The sequence below is a fragment of the Halarchaeum rubridurum genome (genome assembly GCF_014647115.1).
GTDB lineage: Archaea > Halobacteriota > Halobacteria > Halobacteriales > Halobacteriaceae > Halarchaeum > Halarchaeum rubridurum.
Genome location: NZ_BMOO01000004.1, coordinates 227,469 through 246,550 on the forward strand (window position 1 = coordinate 227,469; position 19,082 = coordinate 246,550).

The following is a 19,082-nucleotide window of genomic DNA, read 5'->3' on the forward strand; positions in this document are numbered from 1 at the left end:
AGGAACGACCCGCGAGCGGCGTCGCGCGGTCGAACACGCGAACGGGGAGCGCGGCGACCCGTGAGCAGACGTCGTTCCGCAGGAACGACGAGAACGCGAACGGGGAGGAACGACCCGCGAGCGGCGTCGCGCGGTCGAACACGCGAGCGGGGGCGCGACGCCGAACGGTGCGGCCGGTCGAAACGTTTTGATCCGGGGGTCGCGTACCCCGCGGCATGTCACGGTGGCGGCGCGTCGTCCGGCGCGAGCTCGCGCGGTACCGAGCGCAGGCGGAAACGGACGTGCTGACGCTCGATGCCTTCCTCGACACGTCGCGTGCGGTGTTCGCGCGCGAGTTCCCCGAGAACGACCACGTCGACGCGAAAGTCCGGCAGGTCCTCCAGCAGCTCCGCGAGCGGGGCGAGGTCGTCTTCGTCGACGAACAGGGGACGTATCGCGTCGTCGGGCCGGAGTCGAGCGAGACCGCCGGGGACGCGGACGGTATCGAGGGCGACACGACACCGCGGTACACGGCGGGGGAGTACGTGACGACGGCGACCGGCCGGTCGATACCGGCGGCGTTCCGGGACGGCGTTCTGAACCGCTACGACCACCGATGTCCCGTCTCGGGCGTCGACCACGACGCCCTGCTCGACGTCGCGCACGTCCTCCCGTGGAGCGACTATCCCGACCACAGAACCGACCCGACGAACGTCCTCCCGCTGAGTCGGACGCATCACGCCGCCTTCGACGCCGGGTTGTTCACCCTCGACGCCGACCGTCGACTCCGCCTCGACCCCGACTTCGAGACGGAGAGCGACATCCTCCGGCGGACGCTCCACGAGCGCGCCGGCGAGCGCGTGGACGTCGACGTCGAGCCGTCGTATCTCACGCGGCACAACGGGACGCTGGGCTGGTGGTGAGCCGACGTCGTATGGCGACGAGCCGCCGCGGCCGCGCGATGCGCGTGGGTCACGCTCGCCCACTGACACGCGTGTTACCCGCTCGGGCACGCACCGCCGCTGTCCCCACGTTCTTTGTGCAGGCGCGCCACTCCACACCTATGTCCGACCAACGGAAGGCCGACTACATCGACGACGTGGACGTCGACGAGGAGTGGGACGCACACCCGAGCGACGCCGAACTCGACGAGGCCGTCGAGAACCTAGAGGCGAGCGGCTTCGACGTCGAGGTCGTCGCGGACGCCGAGGAGGCCCTCGCCTACGTCACGGACGCGATTCCCGAGGGAGCGTCGGTGATGAACGGCCACTCGACGACCCTGGAGGAGATCGGCTTCATGGCGCACCTGAGCGAGGGCGACCACGGCTGGGAGAACCGCTACGGCGAGGTCTTCTCCATCGACGACGACGAGGCCCGCGCGGCGGCGCGCCGCGAGGCGCAGGCGGCCGACTACTTCCTCGGGAGCGCGAACGCCATCGGGCGCGACGGCACGCTCGTCGCCGCGGACCTCTCCGGGAGCCGGATGGGCGCGTACCCGTTCGCCGCGAAGCACCTGCTCGTCGTCGCCGGCGTCAACAAAATCGTCGCGGACGAGGAGGCGGCGCGCGAGCGCCTCCACGAGTACGCCTACGCCTTCGAGAACGAGCGCGCACAGGAGGCCTACGGCGTCGAGAGCTACCCCTCGAAGGAGCTCGTCTACCGACAGGAGGGGACCGAGGGGCGCACGACGGTCGTCCTCGTCGAGGAGACGCTCGGCTACTGAGGAGGCGCGTCTCGACCGGCGAGCGCACTCGGGCGTCGAACGCGACGGGAGACGGAGAAGAGCGGGTCCGAACGACGCACTTTTCGACTACGTGAGCGGTTCGCCGCAGGCCGGACAGGAGCCCCCATCCCCCTGCTCGTCGAGGTCGGTTCTCGTCCCGGTCCACCCGCAGACGGCGCACTGCTCGTACCGCGTCACACGGGGTGGTGGACGGCGGAGGTTCAAAAAGGCCGTGCCGCGAGGGGGGAGTGACCGGGAAGCCTATACCCGACTGTGCGATAGGGCGGGTATGTACGACTTCGCGGTCGTCGGCGTCGGGCCGCCGGGCGCGCGCTTCGCCCGTCGGGCGGCCGAGCGCGGCCACGACGTCGTCGCGTTCGAGCGCGGCGAAATCGGCAAGCCGCTCGCGTGTTCCGGCCACGTCTCCCTCGACGTCTGGGCGTACGTCCCCGAGGCGGCGCGCGAGCGCCTCCACGAGAACGACGTCTACGGCGCGCGCTTCCACACGGATGGCCCCGGGAGCGACGCACACGAGTTCTACTACACGGACCGGCCGGTGTCGAACGCCATCGACCGCGTCGAGCTCGACAAGACGCTCGCCCGCGCGGCGGCGGACGCGGGCGCGGACGTCCGCGACGGCCACACCGTCACCGCGGTCCGCGAAGGGGCGGAGAGCGTCGAACTCGACGTGCGGAGCGCGGACGGCGACGAGACGGTCACGGCACGGATGGTCGCGGGGTGCGACGGGCCGCGCTCGCGCGTCCGCGACCAGTTGGCCCTCCCGGAGCCGGAGGAGTTCCTCCACGGCGTCCTCGCCTTCGACCCCGAACCCGACCACGACGACTACGTGGACGTCCACCTCACCGTCCCGGGGTTCTTCGCGTGGCGCATCCCGCGGGGCGAGGCGGGCGTCGAGTACGGCCTCGCGGCCACGCCGACGGAGTCCGGCGACGTCGCGGCGCGCTTCGACGACTTCGTCGCCGATTACGGCGTCGCCGAGCGCATCGAGCGGCGCTGCTCGGGGCTCATCCCCATCGGTCCGCCGGAGCGCGTGACGGCGACGCGCGGCTTCCTCCTCGGGGACGCCGCCGGGATGACGAAGCCGTTCACGGGCGGGGGCATCCTCTACGGGATGACGGCCGCCGACGTCGCCGCCGAGACGGTCGACCCGACCGACCCGGCGACCCTCGACGCCTTCGAGGACGCGTGGCGCGACGAGCTCGGGCGCGACATCGCGCTCGGCAAGCTCGTGCGCAAGGGGTACGACGCACCCGAACTCGTTCAGAAGACGGGCATGAAGCTCTTCGCGGGCGAGATCGGCGTCCACATGGACCGCCCGAGCACGCTCTTCTCGCGCGAGCAGCTGAGCGCGCTGTTCCGGCGCTGACGGCGCCGAGGGCGAGTTCCGAGGCCGGGAGTCGCTACTCGTATCTGGGGGCCCGCGCCGAGCGGTCGCTCCCGACGACGAACGGGAGGTCGACGACGTCGGCGTCGCGCTCGCCCGCGTCGGTGACGAGCGTCGCGCTCGCGGCGTCGCTGTCGTAGGGGACGAGCGCGAGGGCGACCGGAGCGTCGACCGCGCCGCCCCACGCGGCGCGGGTCGCCTCGCCGACGTCGTCGCCGTCGACGCGGACGTCGAGCGGGTCGTCGATTGCGGGGACGTCCTCGGCGTCGCCGTCGAGGCGGAGGCCGACGAGGCGCTTCGAGGGCCGCCCGCGGTTCTCGACCTTCGAGACGATCTCCTGACCGACGTAACACCCCTTCTCGAAGTCGAGGGCGTTGCGCAGCCCGAGGACGTTCGGGATACGTCCGGCCATGTCGTGCGGGTAGAGCGGCGTCCCGGCCTCAAGGGTGAGCGCTTCCCAGACTTGCGTACCGAACGGCGGGGCGTTCAGCCCGCGCGTGATGAGCGTTTCGAGGACGTCGCTCGCGCCGTCCGCGCCGACGACGACCTCGTAGCCCTCCTCGCCGACCGTGGCGTCCGTCCGGATGACGGTGACGCCGTGGTCGTATATCTCGCCGCGAGTGAAGGAGAGCGGGGCGTCGGGCGCGCCGGCGCCGTGGAGGACGGACGCGACCTTCTCGGTCGCCTCGGGGCCGTGGACGCCGAAGACCGCGAAGTCGTCCGTCGCCTCGGCGATTTCGACGTCCGCGAGGAAGATGCTGTCGCGCCACTCCTCGGCGATCTCGCCGACGGTCTCGGGCGGGAGGAAACAGAGGAGACGGTCACCGGCCGCGTAGACGTACATGTCGGTGCGGATGCCGCCCTCCGGTTCGAGGAGGAGGGCGTAGACGCCCTCGCCGTCCGTCTCGGGGACGGCGTTCGTGACGACGTTGTCGACGAAGCCGTGGCGGTCCTCGCCCGTGACGACCAGGACGCCGTACGCGTGTTCGGTGACGCCGACGGCGTTCCGGACGGCGCGCTGGGTACGCGCGGGCCGGCCGAAGTGTCGCGGGAGCGCGCGCTCGCCGCGTTCCTCGAAGACGGCACCGTAGTCCTCGTGGAGGTCCCTGACGACGGTCATACCCGTTTTCCGTGTGGCGTGCGGTTAAAGCGTCCGCTCCCGGACGTCAGAGCCCGACGCGCTCGCGGAGCCACGCGAGGAAGGACTGCTCGTCCTCGGCGGCGGCGGTCTCCGGGTCGGGGACGACGCGGTCGGCGGGCTTGATGAGCGTGCGGTCCTGGCGCGACTCGGCGTCGATGAGCCCGTCGCGCTTCAGGTCGGCGAGGGCCGCCTCCAACCCGTCGATGTCGGTGTCGACGCGCGAGCGGAGCTCGAAGACGGTCATCCCCTCGTCGCGCCGGTCGACCAGCGCGTCCAACACCGCGACCTCGGTGTCGTCCCGCGAGCGGAACTCGCGCTTCGCCTGCATGCACGGCCGTACGGACCGCTGTCGTATAGCGATGTCCCCGAGCGGTACGCTTTTCCCGGTGGGTGGGGTATCACGCGTCTAATGGGTCTAACGTGCTCCCTGCTCGGTCACGAGTACGGCGAGCCCGAGACGGAACGCGAGCGGGAGGAGCGCGGCGACGAGGTCGTCGAGTACGTCCGCACGGTCGAGTACTGCGAGCGCTGCGGGCGCGAGCGCATCGTCAGCGAGAGCACCGAAGTCCGCTCGGTCCGTCAAGCGCCACCGTCCGTCGCCGGCGACGCCGACGACGCGGCGGGCGAGCGCGGCAGCGAGAACCGGAGCCGGGACGAGGACGGGGGGCTCGCCGCCGCCTTCGAGCGCGTCGAGAACGAGGCCACGACGAACAGCGAACCCGCGCGGGTGTCCGAGCCCGCGGAGTTCGTCGACGCCGCCGCGAACGCGGTCGCCGGGACGTCCACGGCCGACGAGACCGGGAGTACCGGGGGCGACGAGCGCGACGCCGGGGCGGACGAATACGACGCGCCAGCGGACGACGACGCCGAACTCATCACCGACGACGGCGACAGCGACGAGTCGGCCGGAGCGGCGACGGCCGCCGAGACGGAGACGGGTGAGGGCGATGACACGGCGGCGAGCGCGACGCCCGACGAAACGGCGGAGGACGCCGGAGCGTGGCCGACGACGGACGACGACGACGCGACGGACGAGGTGGACGAACCGCCGACCGACGACGCCGTGATACTCACCGACGACGGCACCGAGCAGGAACGCGAGCGCGAACGGGAGCGCGGCGCGTGGCCGTCCAGCGACGACACGCGCGAGACGGAGCGGACCACGAAAGCGGCCGCCACGGCCGCAGCCGAGGGCGAAAGCGACGACGCCGAACACGCCGCCCGCGCGGGCATCGCGAGCGCGGGCCCGATCGAGGCCACGCCCGACCGGGAGGGCGGCGGCGAACTCGTCTGCCCGGAGTGTGGGAAGCGAACGAGCACGACCGGGTCGTCGCTGCGCGCGGGCGACATCTGCCCGGACTGCCACCGGGGCTACCTCGCGGAGTCGCCGGAGAGCGCGTGACGCGAAGGGGTTATACGAGTTCACCCCATTCCCGTGGCGTATGAAGGAGTACAAGATGCGTCGCGGGGAGTACCTCGAAGAGCGAATCCCGGACATGGAAGCGACCGTCGAGGAGTACTTCGGCGACATCTCCGGCACCGAGGAGTACAAGGGGAGCGACCTCTACGTCGTCGCGGACCCCGAGAACCCGGTCTTCGAGCGCATCGTCGCCGGCGCGGTCTCCTACTCGGGCAAGAAGGACAAACTTGCCGTCGAGTTCGAGGAGCGCCCCGCCGCGGAGGTCATCGCCGACGGGCACGCCGACGCCGCCGAGGACGCCGTCTCCGCGAAGAACGACTTCCTCCTCGAAGCCACGGGTCGGGACGCGAAGTCCCGCCGTGACTCCCTCAAGCGGACGGTCGAGGACGACGCCGAGACGCCGGACGGCGTCTCCGAGTAACGCACTTTCGACGCCGCTTTTGCCGCGCCGCTCGGCGAGTCGCGGGCGGGCGACCTACCGGTTGAGCTTCTGTCGGCTGATGGCGATACCGGAGGGCGTGAGGATGAGCTGGTCGTCACCCTTCTGGATGATGTCGCCGTCGACCTCGCGGGCGACCTGCCGGAGTTCCTCCGTGAAGTGCTCCGTCATCGAGTCCTCGGTGCGCAGACGCGTGATGTCCGCGACGACGATGTCGCCGTCGTAGACGGCGTCCTTGATTGCGATGACGTCCTCCTGATTGTCTATCTCCGCGATGTGGACGGTGGTGCGAGCGTCACCGGCGCTGGTGTCGAAGTCGCCGAGGTCGAGTTCGACGTAGTCCTCGGTGCTGTTGCCGGAGCCACCGAGAATCTTCTGCATGAATCCCATGGAGGAATAGAGTCACCGGCGACCGCATAGTTCTTGCGTCCACGGACGCGCTACCCGGACGTTTAGGGGAGGTGGGCACCTCGACGGGGACGATGACGTTCAGCATCTGCGTCCACGAGACGTACGCGGACGCGGCGGGCGAGCGCACCGAGCGCTTCGGCGTGGCGGTGACGACGCGGCTCCCCGCGGTCGGGTCGCTCTGCCCCTACGTCTCCGAGCACGGCGCGATTGCGACGCAGTCGATGGTCAACGAACGCCTCGGGGAGAAGGGACTCGACTACGTCGCGGACGGCGTCGCGGTCGGCGACGCCCTGGAGGCGCTGTTGAACGCGGACGACGGGAGACCCGAGCGCCAAGTCCACGGCGTCGACGCCGAGGGGACGTTCGCCTTCTCCGGGGCGGAGTGTCACGGCTGGTACGGCGCGCGCGAGGGCGAGAACTACACGGTCGCGGGGAACCTGCTCGCGGGCGCGTCCGTCGTCGACGCCGTCGCGGACGCCTACGCGTCGAGCGACCACACGGAGGCGCTCGCGCCGCGACTGATCGACGCGCTCGCGGCCGGCCAAGCGGAGGGCGGCGACAAACGCGACGCGCTGACGGTGCAGTCGGCGGCCCTCCGGGTCGTGACGACGGCGGACGACGAGGAAGCCGGCGGGTACGGGAACGACCTGCGGGTGGACGCGAGCGAGTCGCCGGTCCGTGACCTCCGCGAGACGTACCGGAGCGCGACGGTAGAGTTCGCGCGGGCGGCCGAGGCGTACGAGCGCGAAGAGTGAGCGCTAAGTGACGAGTAGGAAGAGTAAGCGGCCAACGATGAGTAGTGAGCGGCCAGCGGGAAACGACGAACGACCGCCGCGCGTGACGGGCGCTCAGGCGACGAACTCGAAGAGCTCGTCCCCGACGTGGTGGAGCGACTCGACGACCTTCCCCGAGTCGCCGGCCATCTCCGACCCGTCGACGAGCGCGCGCCCGACCGCGAGCGCCTTCCCGTGCGTCTCCTCGACGATGACGACGAGGTCGCCGGCCGAGATCGAGTCGTCGGCCTCGGTGATGCCGGGACGCATCACGTCCGCGCCGTCGCTGACGAAGGAAATCGCGCCCGCGTCGACCGTGACGACGCCGCGCTCCGGCGGGTGCTCGTTCGCGCCCTTGACCGTGAGGAACGGCTCGTCGTCGAAGTACGCGGCGAGCGGTTCGCCGTCGACGAGGACGACGTCCCGGTCCGCGTCCTTGAACTCGACGAGCTCGTAGCTGTCGGCGTCGAGCGTGACGCCGAGGAGGTCGTCGAGCGCGTCGTTCAGCTCGCTGACGTCGTCGCTGCGGAGGTGGTGGCGGGACGAGACTTCCATGCACCCAACACGGGGCGTTCGGCGCTTAAATCGTCCGCTCGGCACTCGGCCCACGGCGACACGACTAACTGGCGGACCCACCTATCCCGTCGCATGTCGAACACCGCAGACGCGGCGAGCGCCGACGGGGAACCCGAGGGGCCGATCCGCGTCCCCGCCGACCTCGCGCGCCAACTGGAGAACAAGCGCGAGGACCTCTTCGAGAAGTTCGAGATTCGCGACGCGTTCCCGAGCGAAGTGATGGCCGAAGCCGAGGAGCGCGTCGAGGACGTCCAGGCCGAAATCGAAGCCGAGGTCGGTGAGAGAGAAGACCTCCGCGACCTCACCACGTGGACGACCGACCCCGCGGACGCCCAGGACTTCGACGACGCCATCAGCATCGAGGAGCGCGCTGAGGAGTACGTCCTCTGGGTCCACATCGCCGACGTCTCCCACTACGTCCACCCCGAATCCGCGATGTGGGAGGAGGCCATCGAGCGCGGGAACACCGTCTATCTCCCTGGGTACACCGTCCACATGCTCCCGCCGGTGCTCGCCGAGACCGTCTGCTCGCTCGTCCCCAACGAGGACCGCCTCGCGCACACCGTCGAGATGCACCTCGATAAGGAGACGCTGGGCTACGAGACCATCGACATCTACAAGTCCGTCATCGAGTCCGACGAGCGTTTGACCTACAAGCAGGCCGAAGAACGCCTCGACGACCCCGACGCACCCCTCCACGAGGAGTGCAACCTCGTCTTCGACGTCGCCGACCGCATGCACGAACAGCGCAAAGAGGAGGGCTCGCTGGTGCTCAACCCGAGCCGCGACCGCGCACACACCATCATCGAGGAGTGCATGCTGAAGGCGAACAAGGCCGTCACGCACGAGCTCATGTGGTCCCGCGGCGTCGAGGCCGTCTACCGCGTCCACCCCCAGCCGTCCCCGGACGAGTGGGACGACGCGCTCCGCGAGATTCAGGAACTCGACGGCGTCTCCATCCCCGGCGACTCGTGGGACGACCCCCGGAAGGCCGTCAACGCCACGCTCGAAGAGGCCCCGGGTCGTCAACTCGGGAAGATTCAGTGGGCCGTGATGAAGGTGATGCCCCGCGCGAAGTACATGAACGACCCCTTCGGGGGCCACCACGCGCTCAACTTCGAGATTTACGGCCACTTCACGAGCCCGATTCGACGGATGAGCGACCTCGTCAACCACTGGATCGTCTATCAGAACGACGTCCCCGAGAACCTCGTGGAACTCTGCGACCACGCGAGCGACAGACAGAAGGCCGGCGAGAACGCCGAGCGAGAGTATTCGGACTTCTTAGAGGAGGTCGGCCTCGACTCCGACGCCGTGAAGAACCGGGGCATCGAGGTCGACGACGACCTCGAAGAGATACAGTACTGAACCGCCGGCGGCGCGCGTCGCGCCCGCCAGCCGTTACTGGTGCGTGAACAGCAGGACGTCGTCGTCGTGCGTCGTCACGCAGAGGTCGAGCACCTTCGAGAGTTCGAGGCTGTTGAGGTCGTCGCGGCAGACGACGAGGTCGTCGAACGGCTGCTCACACGCCGGACACGCGAGGCTGACCGTGTTCGTGTACGTCTTCACACCGCCGGCTTCTTCGTACGGCGTCAGCGACGAGACGAGTTCGTTGTACGCGGCGTCGTCCATACCGGTGCGTGGAACTACACCGCCAAAGCTTTCGGGGTCGGAGAGACGTGGACGGCGTCACGACTCGGCCGTCGTGACGGATGAGACGCGGGAGGAAAGGGGAGGAGAAGTGGACTCGCTGGGATTTGAACCCAGGGCCTCTTCCTTGCGAAGGAAGCGATCTACCACTGATCTACGAGCCCGCGTTCGCATCCACACGTAGCGGGGGGACGTATTTGAGGGTTCTGCTTCGCGCCGAGCGGGGGCGCGACGACCCCGGGGCGGGTGCGTCGTGTGGGAACCACGGGGGAGACTCCGCGGTCGCGGGGGACGAGACGCTGCTCGTCGTCAGTTCGTCGGCGACGCGCGCGACGGCGGCACCGCTGTGGGACGCGAAAAACGGGAGAATCGGATGTCGGAAACCGCCTCAGTCTTCGAGGACGATCTCGATGCTGACGTCGTTCGGGACCTGAATACGCATGAGCTGGCGGAGCGCGCGTTCGTCGGCGTCGATGTCGATGAGACGCTTGTGGACGCGCATCTCCCAGTGCTCCCACGTCGCCGTCCCCTCACCGTCGGGGGACTTGCGCGCGGGGACCTCGAGGGTCTTGGTGGGCAGCGGGACCGGCCCGCTCAGGCTGACGCCCGTCTTGTCCGCGATTTCCCGGACGTCGTCGCAGATGTCGTCGAGGTCGGACGGACTGACGCCCGCGAGCCGAACACGTGCCTGCTGCATTCGTTAGGCCTCGTTGACGTCGAGGACCTTGCCGGCCGCGATGGTCTGACCCATGTCGCGGACAGCGAAGGAGCCGAGCTCCGGAATCTCGGAGGACGGCTCGATGCTGAGGGGCTTCTGCGGGCGGACGGTGACGACCGCGGCGTCGCCGGACTGGATGAAGTCCGGGTTCTCCTCGGCGACCTCGCCCGAGGACGGGTCCATCTTCTTGTCGATGGACTCGATGGTACACGCGACCTGCGCCGTGTGGGCGTGGAAGACCGGCGTGTAACCCGCCGTGATGACGGACGGGTGCTGCATCACGACGACCTGCGCCGTGAACGTCTCGGCGACGCTCGGCGGCTCGTCGGCGGGGCCACAGACGTCACCGCGGCGGATGTCGTCCTTGCCGATGCCGCGAACGTTGAACCCGACGTTGTCACCGGGCTCGGCGCTCGGGACTTCCTCGTGGTGCATCTCGATGGTCTTGACCTCGCCACCGACGTCGCTCGGCTGGAAGGAGACGTTGTCGCCCGTGTTCATCGTCCCGGTCTCGATACGTCCGACGGGGACGGTACCGATGCCGGAGATGGTGTAGACGTCCTGAATCGGGAGGCGCAGCGGCGCGTCCGTCGGCGGCTGCGGCTCCGGCAGGTCGTTGAGGGACTCCAGGAGGGTCTGCCCGTCGTACCAGGGCGTGTTCTCCGACGGCTCGGAGACGTTGTCGCCCTCGAAGGCGGACGTCGGGATGAAGGAAGCGTCGTCCGTGTCGAACTGGACCTGCTTGAGGAGGTCCGTGACGTCGGAGACGACCTGCTTGTAGGTGGACTCCTCGTAGTCGACGACGTCCATCTTGTTGACGGCGACGATGAGCTCGTCGATGCCCAGCGTGCGGGCGAGGAAGACGTGCTCACGCGTCTGGGGCGCGACACCGTCGTCGGCGGCGACGACGAGGACGGCGTTGTCGGCCTGGGACGCGCCCGTGATCATGTTCTTCACGAAGTCACGGTGGCCCGGACAGTCGACGATGGTGAAGTAGTACTCGTCGGTGTCGAACTCCTGGTGGGCGATGTCGATGGTGACACCACGCTCACGCTCCTCGGCGAGGTTGTCCATGACGTAGGCGAACTCGAAGCCGCCCTTGCCCTTCTCCTCGGCTTCCTCGCGGTGCTGCTCGATGACGTGCTCGGGCACACTCCCAGTCTCGAAGAGGAGCCGCCCGACCATCGTACTCTTTCCGTGGTCGACGTGGCCGATGACGGCCAGGTTCTGGTGCGGTTTGTCGCTCATGGTCAGGGGTCGCGCTGAACGCGCGCTCTGTGCAACGTATTCGCCAGTTACGTGTAAAACGGTTTCGAAAGGCGAGCGCCCTTGTCGCGCCGTGACGCGCCCGAATACTGGCACCTCGTCCCGTGGGAAGAAGTGGCTAGACGCTCAGCGCTCGGGGAGTCGACCGACGTCGGCGAGGACCGCGCTCGCCGTCTCGGGGCCCCCGGCACCCCGACCGCTGATGTTCAGCCGCCCCGCGTTCGTCGTCTCCAGCTGGACGATGTTCTGCGTGCCCGTGACCGCGAGCGTGTCGTGCTCCGTGACCAGCCGCGGGCCGACGCGGACGTCGCCGTCCGCCGTCACCTCGCCGATCAGCCGGACCGTCCGGCCGTCCTCGGCGGCGAGTTCGAGCGCGCTCGATGGGACGTCCCTGATTCCCTGGACGTCAACGTCGTCGAGCGAGTAGCCCCCGCCGTGGAGGACGTTCGCCAGAATCGCGCACTTCAGCGCCGCGTCCGTGCCGTCGACGTCGAACGTCGGGTCCGCCTCCGCGACGCCGAGGTCCTGGGCCTCCGCGAGGACGTGCTCGTAGCCGAGCCCCTCCGCGGCCATCCGCGAGAGGACGAAGTTCGCCGTCCCGTTCAGCACGCCGCGCGCCGCAGTGACGTGCGAGGGGTCCATCCCCTCGATGGTCGCGATGACCGGGATGGCACCGCCGACGGTCGCCTCGAAGCGCACCTCGCCCGCGCCCGCGTCCGCGAGCGCCATCACGTCGTCGTAGCGCTCCGCGACCGGGCCCTTGTTGGCGAGGACGACGTGCCGGTCGCGTTCGAGCGCCGCCTCGACGTGCTCGAAGCCGGGGTGGGCGTCGCCGAGCGTCGTCGGCGTCGCCTCGACGAGACAGTCGTAGTCGGCCCCGAGCGCCGCTGCGGCGTCCGCCTCCCCGACGGACCCCACGCGCTCCTTGTGTTCGAGCGCCGCCTCGGCGTCGATTCCGTCGGCGTCCACGGCCGCGCCCGTCGAGTCCGCGAAGGCCGTCACGTCGTGGCCGTACTCGTCGGCGAGTTCGACGACGCTCCGACCGACCGCGCCCGCTCCCATCACGGCGAGCTTCATGCCTCGCCCTCCACGAGCGGCTCGACGACGTGCAACTCCTTCTCGTCGGCGACGTCCCGAACGCAGTCGAGGGCGGCGTTCACCGACCCCTCCGTGGCGGCGAGGCGCAAGCGCGCGCTCGACACCCCGTCCGCGCCCTGTTCGTCCGTCAGCGAGAAGTCCACGACGGAGGCCGACGTGCACTCCTCGATGCGCGAGAGCGTGTCGGAGAGGTCCGTCCCGACGAGCGCCCCCGCGAGCAGGACCGTCACCTCCTCGCCGTAGCGCTCCGTCCCCGCCTGGATGACGTTGACGCCGGCCTCCCGGAGCGCCTCGACGACCGTCTCGAACTGCCGGGGCGTACATTCGAGGTCGACCTCGACCGGGATGCGCCCGCGCGGGGTGAGCGACCCGCGCTCGTGAAAGACGCTCAGGAGGTTGCCGCCGTTCTCCGCAATCGGGCGCAGGGCGTTCAGCAGCTCGCCGGGTTCGTCGACGAGTTCGAGCCGGACGGTGTGCGCCTGGCGCTCGTCGGCGTCACCTTCCGGGGGACTCTCGCTCACCGGGACCACCCCACGACGCCCTTGAGCGCTGTCGTCCGAGCGACACGTACGGGTGGTTGCGCGTCGCTCCGACCGTTCGCGGGCGTGTCCGCGTGCATACGTGGTCGAACGCCCCCGCCGCGTTAGAAACCTTCGGCACGGCGTGACGGGAGCTATCGCTCGGCGAAGCGAGTGGCGACTCGAACGAAGACGGGCCGAGAACCGAAACGAAACCACGGCGGACGGGCCGACGCCGCCGCGACGGCGCGTCGAAACGGCGGAGAGCCGGTTTAGAAGTAGTCGACCGCTTCGGGGAGCTCCGTCTTCATCCCCTTGCGCTCGCGAATCTCCGTGATTATCTCGCGCTGCATGTTGTCGGAGAGGACGCGGAAGCCGGCGTTCTCCGTGTTCCACGACGCACGCCCCTCGGTCGCGGAGCGGATGTCACTGGAGAAGCCGATCATCTCGTCGACGGGCGCGATGCCCTCGACGACCATGAGGTCACCCTCCTGGTACATGTCGTCGACGCGGCCACGGCGACCCTGAATCTCGCCGGACGCCGCGCCCATGTGTTCGGTCGGGACGTCGATGCGGACGTCCTGAATCGGCTCTAGGAGCTTGATCTCCGCGTCGATGAGCGCGTTGTGGACGGCCTGGCGGACCGCGGGAATGACCTGCGCGGGACCGCGGTGGATGGCGTCCTCGTGGAGACGGGCGTCGTGCAGACGAATCAGCGCGCCCTGCACGGGCTCGGCCGCGAGCGGACCGTCGTCGAGGGCCTCCTGGAGCCCCTCGTTGACGAGCTCCATCGTCTCGTTGAGGTGCTGGATACCCTTCGTGTCGTCGATGAAGACGTTCGTGTTGTGAATCTCCTCGACGTTCTGCGAGGTGTCCTTGTCCATCCCGGCCTCCTGGAGCGCCTCGCGGCGCTCCTGCTCGGGCATGTCCATCGAGACGTCGCCGAGCTTGATCTTCTCGACGATGTCCTCGCCGAGGGGTTCGACCGTGATGTAGAAGCGGTTGTGGTTGTTCGGCGAGCGACCCTCGACCTCGCGGGACTCCTGCGTCGGCGCCTCCCGATAGACGACGATGGGTTCACCGGTGTTGACCGGGATACCCTGGTTGCGCTCGATGCGCTGGGTGATGACTTCGAGGTGGAGTTCGCCCTGCCCGCTGATGAGGTGTTCGCCCGTGTCCTCGTTGATCTCGATGCGGATCGTCGGGTCCTCCTTGGCGACCTGCTGGAGCGTCTCGATGAGCTTCGGCAGGTCGTCCATGTTCTTCGCCTCGACGGACTTCGTGATGACCGGCTCGGAGATGTGTTCGATGGACTCGAACGGCGTCATCTCCGTGGAGGAAACGGTGGAGCCCGCGATGGCGTCCTTCAGGCCCGTGACGGCGGCGATGTTCCCGGCGGGGACGTGTTCGACCTCCTCGCGCTCGCCGCCCATGTAGATACCGACGGACTGGACGCGATTCGTGCCCGCGGTCCCGGAGACGTAGAGGTCCTGACCCTTCTCCAGCGTGCCGGAGAAGACGCGACCCGCGGCGATTTCGCCGGCGTGCGGGTCGACACCGATGTCCGTCACCATGAGGACGACCTCGCCGTCCTCGTCGACGAGGCGCATCGACTCCGCGATGTCGGACTCGTCGTCGCCGCGCCAGATGCGCGGGATACGACGGGGCTGGGCCTCGATGGGGTCCGGGAAGTGCTCACAGACCATGTCGAGGACGACGTCCGAGAGCGGCGTGCGCTCGTGGAGCTCCTGGCGCTCGTCGTTGCGTTCGAGCTCCATGATGTCGCCGAAGTCCATGCCCGTACGCTGCATGGACGGCATGGAGACGCCCCACTTGTAGAGCGCGGAGCCGAAGCCGACCGTCCCGTCCTCGACGGAGACGGTCCAGTCGTCGATGTCGTCCATCTCGTCGGTCATCCCGCGGATGAGCTCGTTGACCTCGTTGATGACGCCGAGGAGGCGCTTTTGCATCTCCTCGGGGCCCTCTTGGAGCTCGCTGATGAGTCGGTCGACTTTGTTGATGAACAGCGCCGGCTTGACGCCCTCGCGGAGCGCCTGCCGGACGACCGTCTCCGTCTGGGGCATCGCGCCCTCGACGGCGTCCACGACGACGAGCGCGCCGTCGACGGCGCGCATCGCGCGCGTCACGTCGCCACCGAAGTCGACGTGGCCCGGCGTGTCGATGAGGTTGACGAGATGGTTCGTCCCGTCGTACTCGTGGGTCATGGAGACGTTCGCGGCGTCGATGGTGATACCGCGCTCCTGCTCGTCCTCCTCGGTGTCCATCGCGAGCTGTTCGCCCGCGGTCTCGTCCGAGATCATGCCCGCGCCGGCGAGCAGGTTGTCGGTGAGCGTCGTCTTCCCGTGGTCGACGTGGGCGGCGATGGCGATGTTCCGGATATTCTCCGGCTCGTCCATCAGCCGCTCACACTGTTCGACGATCTTCTTGCGTCGGCCCATTATGCTCGTGTGTACCGCCAGCGGGTTGAAAAGGGTAGTGTTTCCGTCTCCGCCCGTGTGCCGACGACACACGGCCCGTTCGTCGTCCGGTGAGACGGGTGGGGGCGAGGCACCCCTCGCCGTGGGCGCAAGAGTCAACCCCCTCCGGGGCGTGCCATAGACACACATGGATGTACGGGTCCACGGTTCCGTCCCCGCCGGGCCGTTCCTCGGCGCGCGGGACCTCTTCGAACACCAGTACGACGTCGAGAAGCCGGTGCACGTCCGCGTCCGCGAGGACCCCGACGAGCGGACGTGGGCCGGTCACTACGACGACCGACACGTCCTCAACATCTCGCGGCGCGCCGCGACCTCCGTGATGGCGCGCGAACTCGCGCTCCACGAGTACGCCCACATGGCCCGCTACGAGGGCGACCACGTCTCGCACACCATGGGGCTCTCCGAGGTCCTCTTCCTCGCGCTCCCCGGCCGGCGCGTCGAACGCCGCGTCCTCCAACAGTGCGAACAGCTCGCCAACCACGCGAAGGACATCTACGCCGACGACATCACGCTGGACGTCGCGCCGACGGACAAGCTCCTCACCTTCCTCGAATCACAGCTCGCCGCCGCCGTCGCCGAGCGTCCGCCCGCCGACACCGAACCCGCGGGCGGCTACCGGCTCACCGCCGCCGCCGACCCCGAGCTCACCGCGGTCAACGCCGCGTTCGCGCTCGCGCTCCTCGAGCGGCACGACGCCGTCCCGGCCGACCACCGCATCTACGAGTTCGCCGACCTCGCCGACGCCGACGCGCCCGGCGTCGACGTCGCGTGGTTCAAAGAGCGCTTCCGCACGCTCGCGGACGACCCGGACGAGTCCGCCCACCGCCACGCGCTCGTCGACCTCGTGCGTGCCTACGTGGACGCCCACGAGACCACGACCGGGCCGGCGGCCGACTGAGCGACGGGCGCGTCACGCGGCGGGTCGGATGGCCATCGCTATCCGGCGTGAGAAGACAGAAAGAAGCGAGAAGCCGCGTTAGCGGGCCGCGGCGGCGACGCGTTCCTTCTCCTCCTTCTGGGAGATGGCGTACGTCTGGAGGTCGTAGTCGGCGGCACCGATGAGCTGGTTCGCCAGCGCCTCGGACGCCGACGTCGGCGTCTTGAACGAGTCGGAGTGCGCGCCGTCGGCGAGGAACTTCAGCGCCTGATCGACGCGGCGCTGGGGCGCGACGTCGACCGCCTTCGGGACGGAGATGCCGCCGTACTTCAGGCGGACGGTCTCCTCGCGGGGCGCGGCGTTCTCGACCGCGGTCACGAGCACCTGCACCGGGTTCTCCTCGGTGCGCTCGTTGACCTCCTCGAAGGCCTCGCGGACGATCTTGAGCGCCTGCTGCTTCTTGCCAGCGTTCCGGCCGGTCTTCATCAGGCGGTTGGTGAGCCGCTCGACGATGGATATCTGGCTCTTCTGGAACTGCTTGGACGCGTGACGACCCATCGTGTGCGCGATGGGGGTCACGGTGATGTAGCGCTTCGTCGACGGGTCGGCGTAGCTGATCTCCGAGACGTCCCAGACGCCGAAGAGGTCGGCCTCGCTGGACTCCTCGGTGCCGGCGGGCGTCTCGGGTTCGGGGGCTTCTTCCGTGGACATTATCGGACGGGCTTCTCCGCGTTACCGCGAACGAGTTCGATGAGCGAGACGCCGTTGACCTTCTCGACCTTGTAGTTCACACCCGAGAGGTCACCCATGGCGCGACCCTTCGCGCCACCGATCCCGGCAATCGTGACCTCGTCGTGCTCGTCGATGAAGGAGATGGCACCGTCACCGGGGCAGAACGCGGTCACCTGCTTGCCGTTCTTGATGAGCTGGACCCGGACGCACTTCCGGATGGCGGAGTTGGGCTGCTTGGCCTCGATACCGACCTTCTCCAGCACGATACCACGTCCCTGGGGCGCACCCTCGAGGGGGTCGGACTTCTCCGAAAGCCCCCGCTCCCGACGCGCGTAGTCGGAGTCGGACCACCGGTGGTTCTGGCGGTCCTTCTTGAGTTTGCGCGCGGCGTACTTGCCGTTCGGCATACGCGATATTTCCCAGTGCAACTACTTAAGCCCGGTCTTTCGCGGATGTCCGTGTCGCTACGGCACACGCCGGTCGTCCCCTCCCCCTCCGGAGGACGCGTCCGCGAGCGCGAGCGACCCCGAGAGCTCCGTTCGACTCGGCGGGTTCGCCTCGATGTCGTGCGCCTCGAAGGCGTCCGCGACGCGCCGGAGGTACGCCGAGCGGACGTCCGCAATCGGCGTCTCCGTCGGCGCGCCGACCCAGTAGCGCGCGACGACGTCGAGCGAGTTCGCGCCGAATCCCCGGACCTGAACCGTCGGCTCCGGGTCGGCGACGATTCGGTCGTCCGCCTCGGCGGCCTCCCGGGCGAGGCGGAGCGCCGTCCCGACGTCCGCGTCGTGGCGGACGCCGAACGTCTCCGATACCCGGTAGGTCTCGCCCGCGTACGGCGAAACCAACGCGTTCGTCGTCAGCTGCGAATTCGGTACCGTGACGGTCTCGCCCGCCGCCGTCCGCACCCGCGTCACCCGGAAGTCCACCTTCTCGACCGTCCCCTCCTGGTCGGTCCACCGGATGTAGTCACCGACGTGAAAGTCCGGGTCGGCCACGAGGAAGACGCCGCTCACGAGGTTGCCGATGACGTCCTGGCCGGCCACGCCGAGCGCGAGCGTCGCCGCCGCGACCACGAGCGCCGACCCCTGAAACGCCCTGCCGAACCCCGCGGCCGCCGTCGCCAACACGAGCGCGACCGCCGCGACGGCGACCCGCGCGTAGAGGTCGGTCGCGTCCACGAGCGTCTGGTTCTCCGGGTTGCGAACGCGGACGAGCCGCACGAGCGGCGGCACGAGGAGGAATCGGCCGGCGACGTAGACGGCGAACGCGACGACGAGGAAGACCCCGAACTGCACGAGGAGGTCGTGATAGGACGCGGCCGCCGCGACGAGCCGGTCGAGGACGCTCACGCTGGCACCTCGGTCATACAGCGGCGTGCGGCGGCGCGCTACAAGAACGTAGGGGGCGGAGAAAAGCGAGGGGCGCGTCGGGCTACGTCAACTGGATGTCGTCGACGTCGAAGTGGCGCTTCGCCAGCTCCTTCGCCATCTCGATGTTCCGCCCCGACTCGCCGATGGCGACGCCGCGGTCCTCGTGGGCGACCTCGGCGTAGGCGACCGTGTCGTCGTTCTCGCTGATCGTGACGTTGTACACCGCGGCCGGGCTCAACGCGTGCGCGACGAACCCCTCCGCGTTCGGGGCGTCCTCGACGAGCTCGACGTCGCGGCCGAGGTCCTCCTCGAGCCCCTGAACGCGCTCGCCGCCGCGGCCAATCGCTTGGGGCATCTCGCCGGCCTTCACGACGAAGACGACGCGGTCGCGTTCGTCGTCGACGATGCAGTCGACGGCGGTCGCGTCCGTCGCGTCCTCGAAGGCGGCGATGAGGCGACGCGCCTCGTCGGAGAGCGTGACCGTCACG

General features: G+C 69.2%; 22 protein-coding genes and 1 tRNA gene. 8 read left to right on the forward strand and 15 right to left on the reverse strand.

What is annotated here, in order from left to right:
• Positions 1 to 215: 215 nt before the first annotated feature.
• The 3 genes from IEX84_RS09995 to IEX84_RS10005 all read left to right on the forward strand — a co-directional run bounded on the left by IEX84_RS09995 (position 216) and on the right by IEX84_RS10005 (position 3,089).
• On the forward strand, positions 216 to 902 hold the full coding sequence (locus tag IEX84_RS09995) for an HNH endonuclease (RefSeq protein WP_188872431.1): 687 nt from the start codon (positions 216 to 218) through the stop codon (positions 900 to 902).
• Positions 903 to 1,042: 140 nt separating this feature from the next.
• Positions 1,043 to 1,702, forward strand: coding sequence for a lactate utilization protein (locus IEX84_RS10000; protein WP_188872432.1), 660 nt, complete (start codon positions 1,043 to 1,045; stop codon positions 1,700 to 1,702).
• A 289-nt stretch (positions 1,703 to 1,991) separates the two neighbouring features.
• Entirely contained in the window at positions 1,992 to 3,089 is a 1,098-nt protein-coding gene (locus IEX84_RS10005; RefSeq protein ID WP_188872433.1) for a geranylgeranyl reductase family protein, read from the forward strand.
• Positions 3,090 to 3,123: 34 nt separating this feature from the next.
• Here IEX84_RS10005 and ygfZ read toward each other — a convergent pair whose 3' ends face one another.
• Positions 3,124 to 4,227 carry a CAF17-like 4Fe-4S cluster assembly/insertion protein YgfZ gene (gene ygfZ / locus IEX84_RS10010; protein ID WP_188872434.1) on the reverse strand — a complete coding sequence of 368 codons (1,104 nt, stop codon included), beginning with the start codon at positions 4,225 to 4,227 and terminating at the stop codon, positions 3,124 to 3,126.
• Between the two features lie 46 nt (positions 4,228 to 4,273).
• On the reverse strand, positions 4,274 to 4,576 hold the full coding sequence (locus tag IEX84_RS10015) for a DUF6432 family protein (protein ID WP_188872435.1): 303 nt from the start codon (positions 4,574 to 4,576) through the stop codon (positions 4,274 to 4,276).
• An 81-nt stretch (positions 4,577 to 4,657) separates the two neighbouring features.
• On the opposite strand from IEX84_RS10015, the gene IEX84_RS10020 reads away from it, so the two are divergent.
• Both IEX84_RS10020 and IEX84_RS10025 read left to right on the forward strand, forming a co-directional pair.
• Positions 4,658 to 5,650 (forward strand): DUF7093 family protein, encoded by a 993-nt coding sequence (locus IEX84_RS10020; RefSeq protein WP_188872436.1) that lies wholly within the window; start codon positions 4,658 to 4,660, stop codon positions 5,648 to 5,650.
• Positions 5,651 to 5,690: 40 nt separating this feature from the next.
• Positions 5,691 to 6,089, forward strand: a complete 399-nt coding sequence (locus IEX84_RS10025) for a DUF5611 family protein (protein ID WP_188872437.1) — start codon at positions 5,691 to 5,693, stop codon at positions 6,087 to 6,089.
• Between the two features lie 54 nt (positions 6,090 to 6,143).
• On the opposite strand, the gene IEX84_RS10030 is transcribed toward IEX84_RS10025, so the two are convergent.
• On the reverse strand, positions 6,144 to 6,497 hold the full coding sequence (locus IEX84_RS10030) for a cell division protein SepF (protein WP_188872438.1): 354 nt from the start codon (positions 6,495 to 6,497) through the stop codon (positions 6,144 to 6,146).
• A gap of 92 nt (positions 6,498 to 6,589) precedes the next feature.
• On the opposite strand from IEX84_RS10030, the gene IEX84_RS10035 reads away from it, so the two are divergent.
• Positions 6,590 to 7,273 (forward strand): DUF1028 domain-containing protein, encoded by a 684-nt coding sequence (locus IEX84_RS10035; RefSeq protein ID WP_188872439.1) that lies wholly within the window; start codon positions 6,590 to 6,592, stop codon positions 7,271 to 7,273.
• A 93-nt stretch (positions 7,274 to 7,366) separates the two neighbouring features.
• Here the strand turns inward: IEX84_RS10035 and IEX84_RS10040 are convergent, their stop codons facing one another.
• Entirely contained in the window at positions 7,367 to 7,846 is a 480-nt protein-coding gene (locus IEX84_RS10040) for an RNA-binding protein (RefSeq protein ID WP_188872440.1), read from the reverse strand.
• A gap of 93 nt (positions 7,847 to 7,939) precedes the next feature.
• Between IEX84_RS10040 and IEX84_RS10045 the strand changes: the two genes are divergently transcribed.
• On the forward strand, positions 7,940 to 9,235 hold the full coding sequence (locus tag IEX84_RS10045; protein ID WP_188872441.1) for an RNB domain-containing ribonuclease: 1,296 nt from the start codon (positions 7,940 to 7,942) through the stop codon (positions 9,233 to 9,235).
• A 33-nt stretch (positions 9,236 to 9,268) separates the two neighbouring features.
• Here the strand turns inward: IEX84_RS10045 and IEX84_RS10050 are convergent, their stop codons facing one another.
• The 7 genes from IEX84_RS10050 to IEX84_RS10080 all read right to left on the reverse strand — a co-directional run bounded on the left by IEX84_RS10050 (position 9,269) and on the right by IEX84_RS10080 (position 15,576).
• Positions 9,269 to 9,499, reverse strand: coding sequence for a DUF7385 family protein (locus IEX84_RS10050; protein ID WP_188872442.1), 231 nt, complete (start codon positions 9,497 to 9,499; stop codon positions 9,269 to 9,271).
• 110 nt (positions 9,500 to 9,609) lie between these two features.
• Positions 9,610 to 9,681: transfer RNA gene (locus IEX84_RS10055), tRNA-Ala, on the reverse strand.
• A 224-nt stretch (positions 9,682 to 9,905) separates the two neighbouring features.
• Positions 9,906 to 10,214, reverse strand: coding sequence for a 30S ribosomal protein S10 (rpsJ, locus tag IEX84_RS10060; protein ID WP_123074339.1), 309 nt, complete (start codon positions 10,212 to 10,214; stop codon positions 9,906 to 9,908).
• A 3-nt stretch (positions 10,215 to 10,217) separates the two neighbouring features.
• Complete coding sequence (gene tuf, locus IEX84_RS10065; protein WP_188872443.1) at positions 10,218 to 11,483, reverse strand: translation elongation factor EF-1 subunit alpha; 1,266 nt, start codon at positions 11,481 to 11,483, stop codon at positions 10,218 to 10,220.
• A 144-nt stretch (positions 11,484 to 11,627) separates the two neighbouring features.
• Positions 11,628 to 12,578 (reverse strand): homoserine dehydrogenase, encoded by a 951-nt coding sequence (locus IEX84_RS10070; RefSeq protein WP_188872444.1) that lies wholly within the window; start codon positions 12,576 to 12,578, stop codon positions 11,628 to 11,630.
• Positions 12,575 to 13,129, reverse strand: a complete 555-nt coding sequence (locus tag IEX84_RS10075; protein WP_407647605.1) for an amino acid-binding protein — start codon at positions 13,127 to 13,129, stop codon at positions 12,575 to 12,577. The genes IEX84_RS10070 and IEX84_RS10075 overlap by 4 nt, the downstream gene beginning before the upstream one ends.
• Positions 13,130 to 13,389: 260 nt before the next feature.
• A complete protein-coding gene (locus tag IEX84_RS10080) occupies positions 13,390 to 15,576 on the reverse strand; it encodes an elongation factor EF-2 (RefSeq protein ID WP_188872446.1) in 2,187 nt (728 codons plus the stop codon).
• Positions 15,577 to 15,742: 166 nt separating this feature from the next.
• Between IEX84_RS10080 and IEX84_RS10085 the strand changes: the two genes are divergently transcribed.
• Complete coding sequence (locus IEX84_RS10085) at positions 15,743 to 16,513, forward strand: DUF5781 family protein (RefSeq protein WP_188872447.1); 771 nt, start codon at positions 15,743 to 15,745, stop codon at positions 16,511 to 16,513.
• A 78-nt stretch (positions 16,514 to 16,591) separates the two neighbouring features.
• Here the strand turns inward: IEX84_RS10085 and IEX84_RS10090 are convergent, their stop codons facing one another.
• The 4 genes from IEX84_RS10090 to IEX84_RS10105 form a co-directional block, all read right to left on the reverse strand.
• The gene (locus IEX84_RS10090) at positions 16,592 to 17,203 is read right to left on the reverse strand and encodes a 30S ribosomal protein S7 (protein WP_188872448.1); all 612 of its coding nucleotides are present in this window, start codon (positions 17,201 to 17,203) and stop codon (positions 16,592 to 16,594) included.
• Positions 17,203 to 17,631 carry a 30S ribosomal protein S12 gene (locus IEX84_RS10095; protein ID WP_188872449.1) on the reverse strand — a complete coding sequence of 143 codons (429 nt, stop codon included), beginning with the start codon at positions 17,629 to 17,631 and terminating at the stop codon, positions 17,203 to 17,205. The genes IEX84_RS10090 and IEX84_RS10095 overlap by 1 nt, the downstream gene beginning before the upstream one ends.
• Positions 17,632 to 17,688: 57 nt before the next feature.
• Positions 17,689 to 18,573: a mechanosensitive ion channel family protein gene (locus IEX84_RS10100; protein WP_188872450.1), complete on the reverse strand. Its 885-nt coding sequence runs from the start codon at positions 18,571 to 18,573 to the stop codon at positions 17,689 to 17,691.
• Between the two features lie 82 nt (positions 18,574 to 18,655).
• Positions 18,656 to 19,081 carry a NusA-like transcription termination signal-binding factor gene (locus tag IEX84_RS10105; protein WP_188872451.1) on the reverse strand — a complete coding sequence of 142 codons (426 nt, stop codon included), beginning with the start codon at positions 19,079 to 19,081 and terminating at the stop codon, positions 18,656 to 18,658.
• Between the last annotated feature and the right edge of the window lies 1 nt (position 19,082).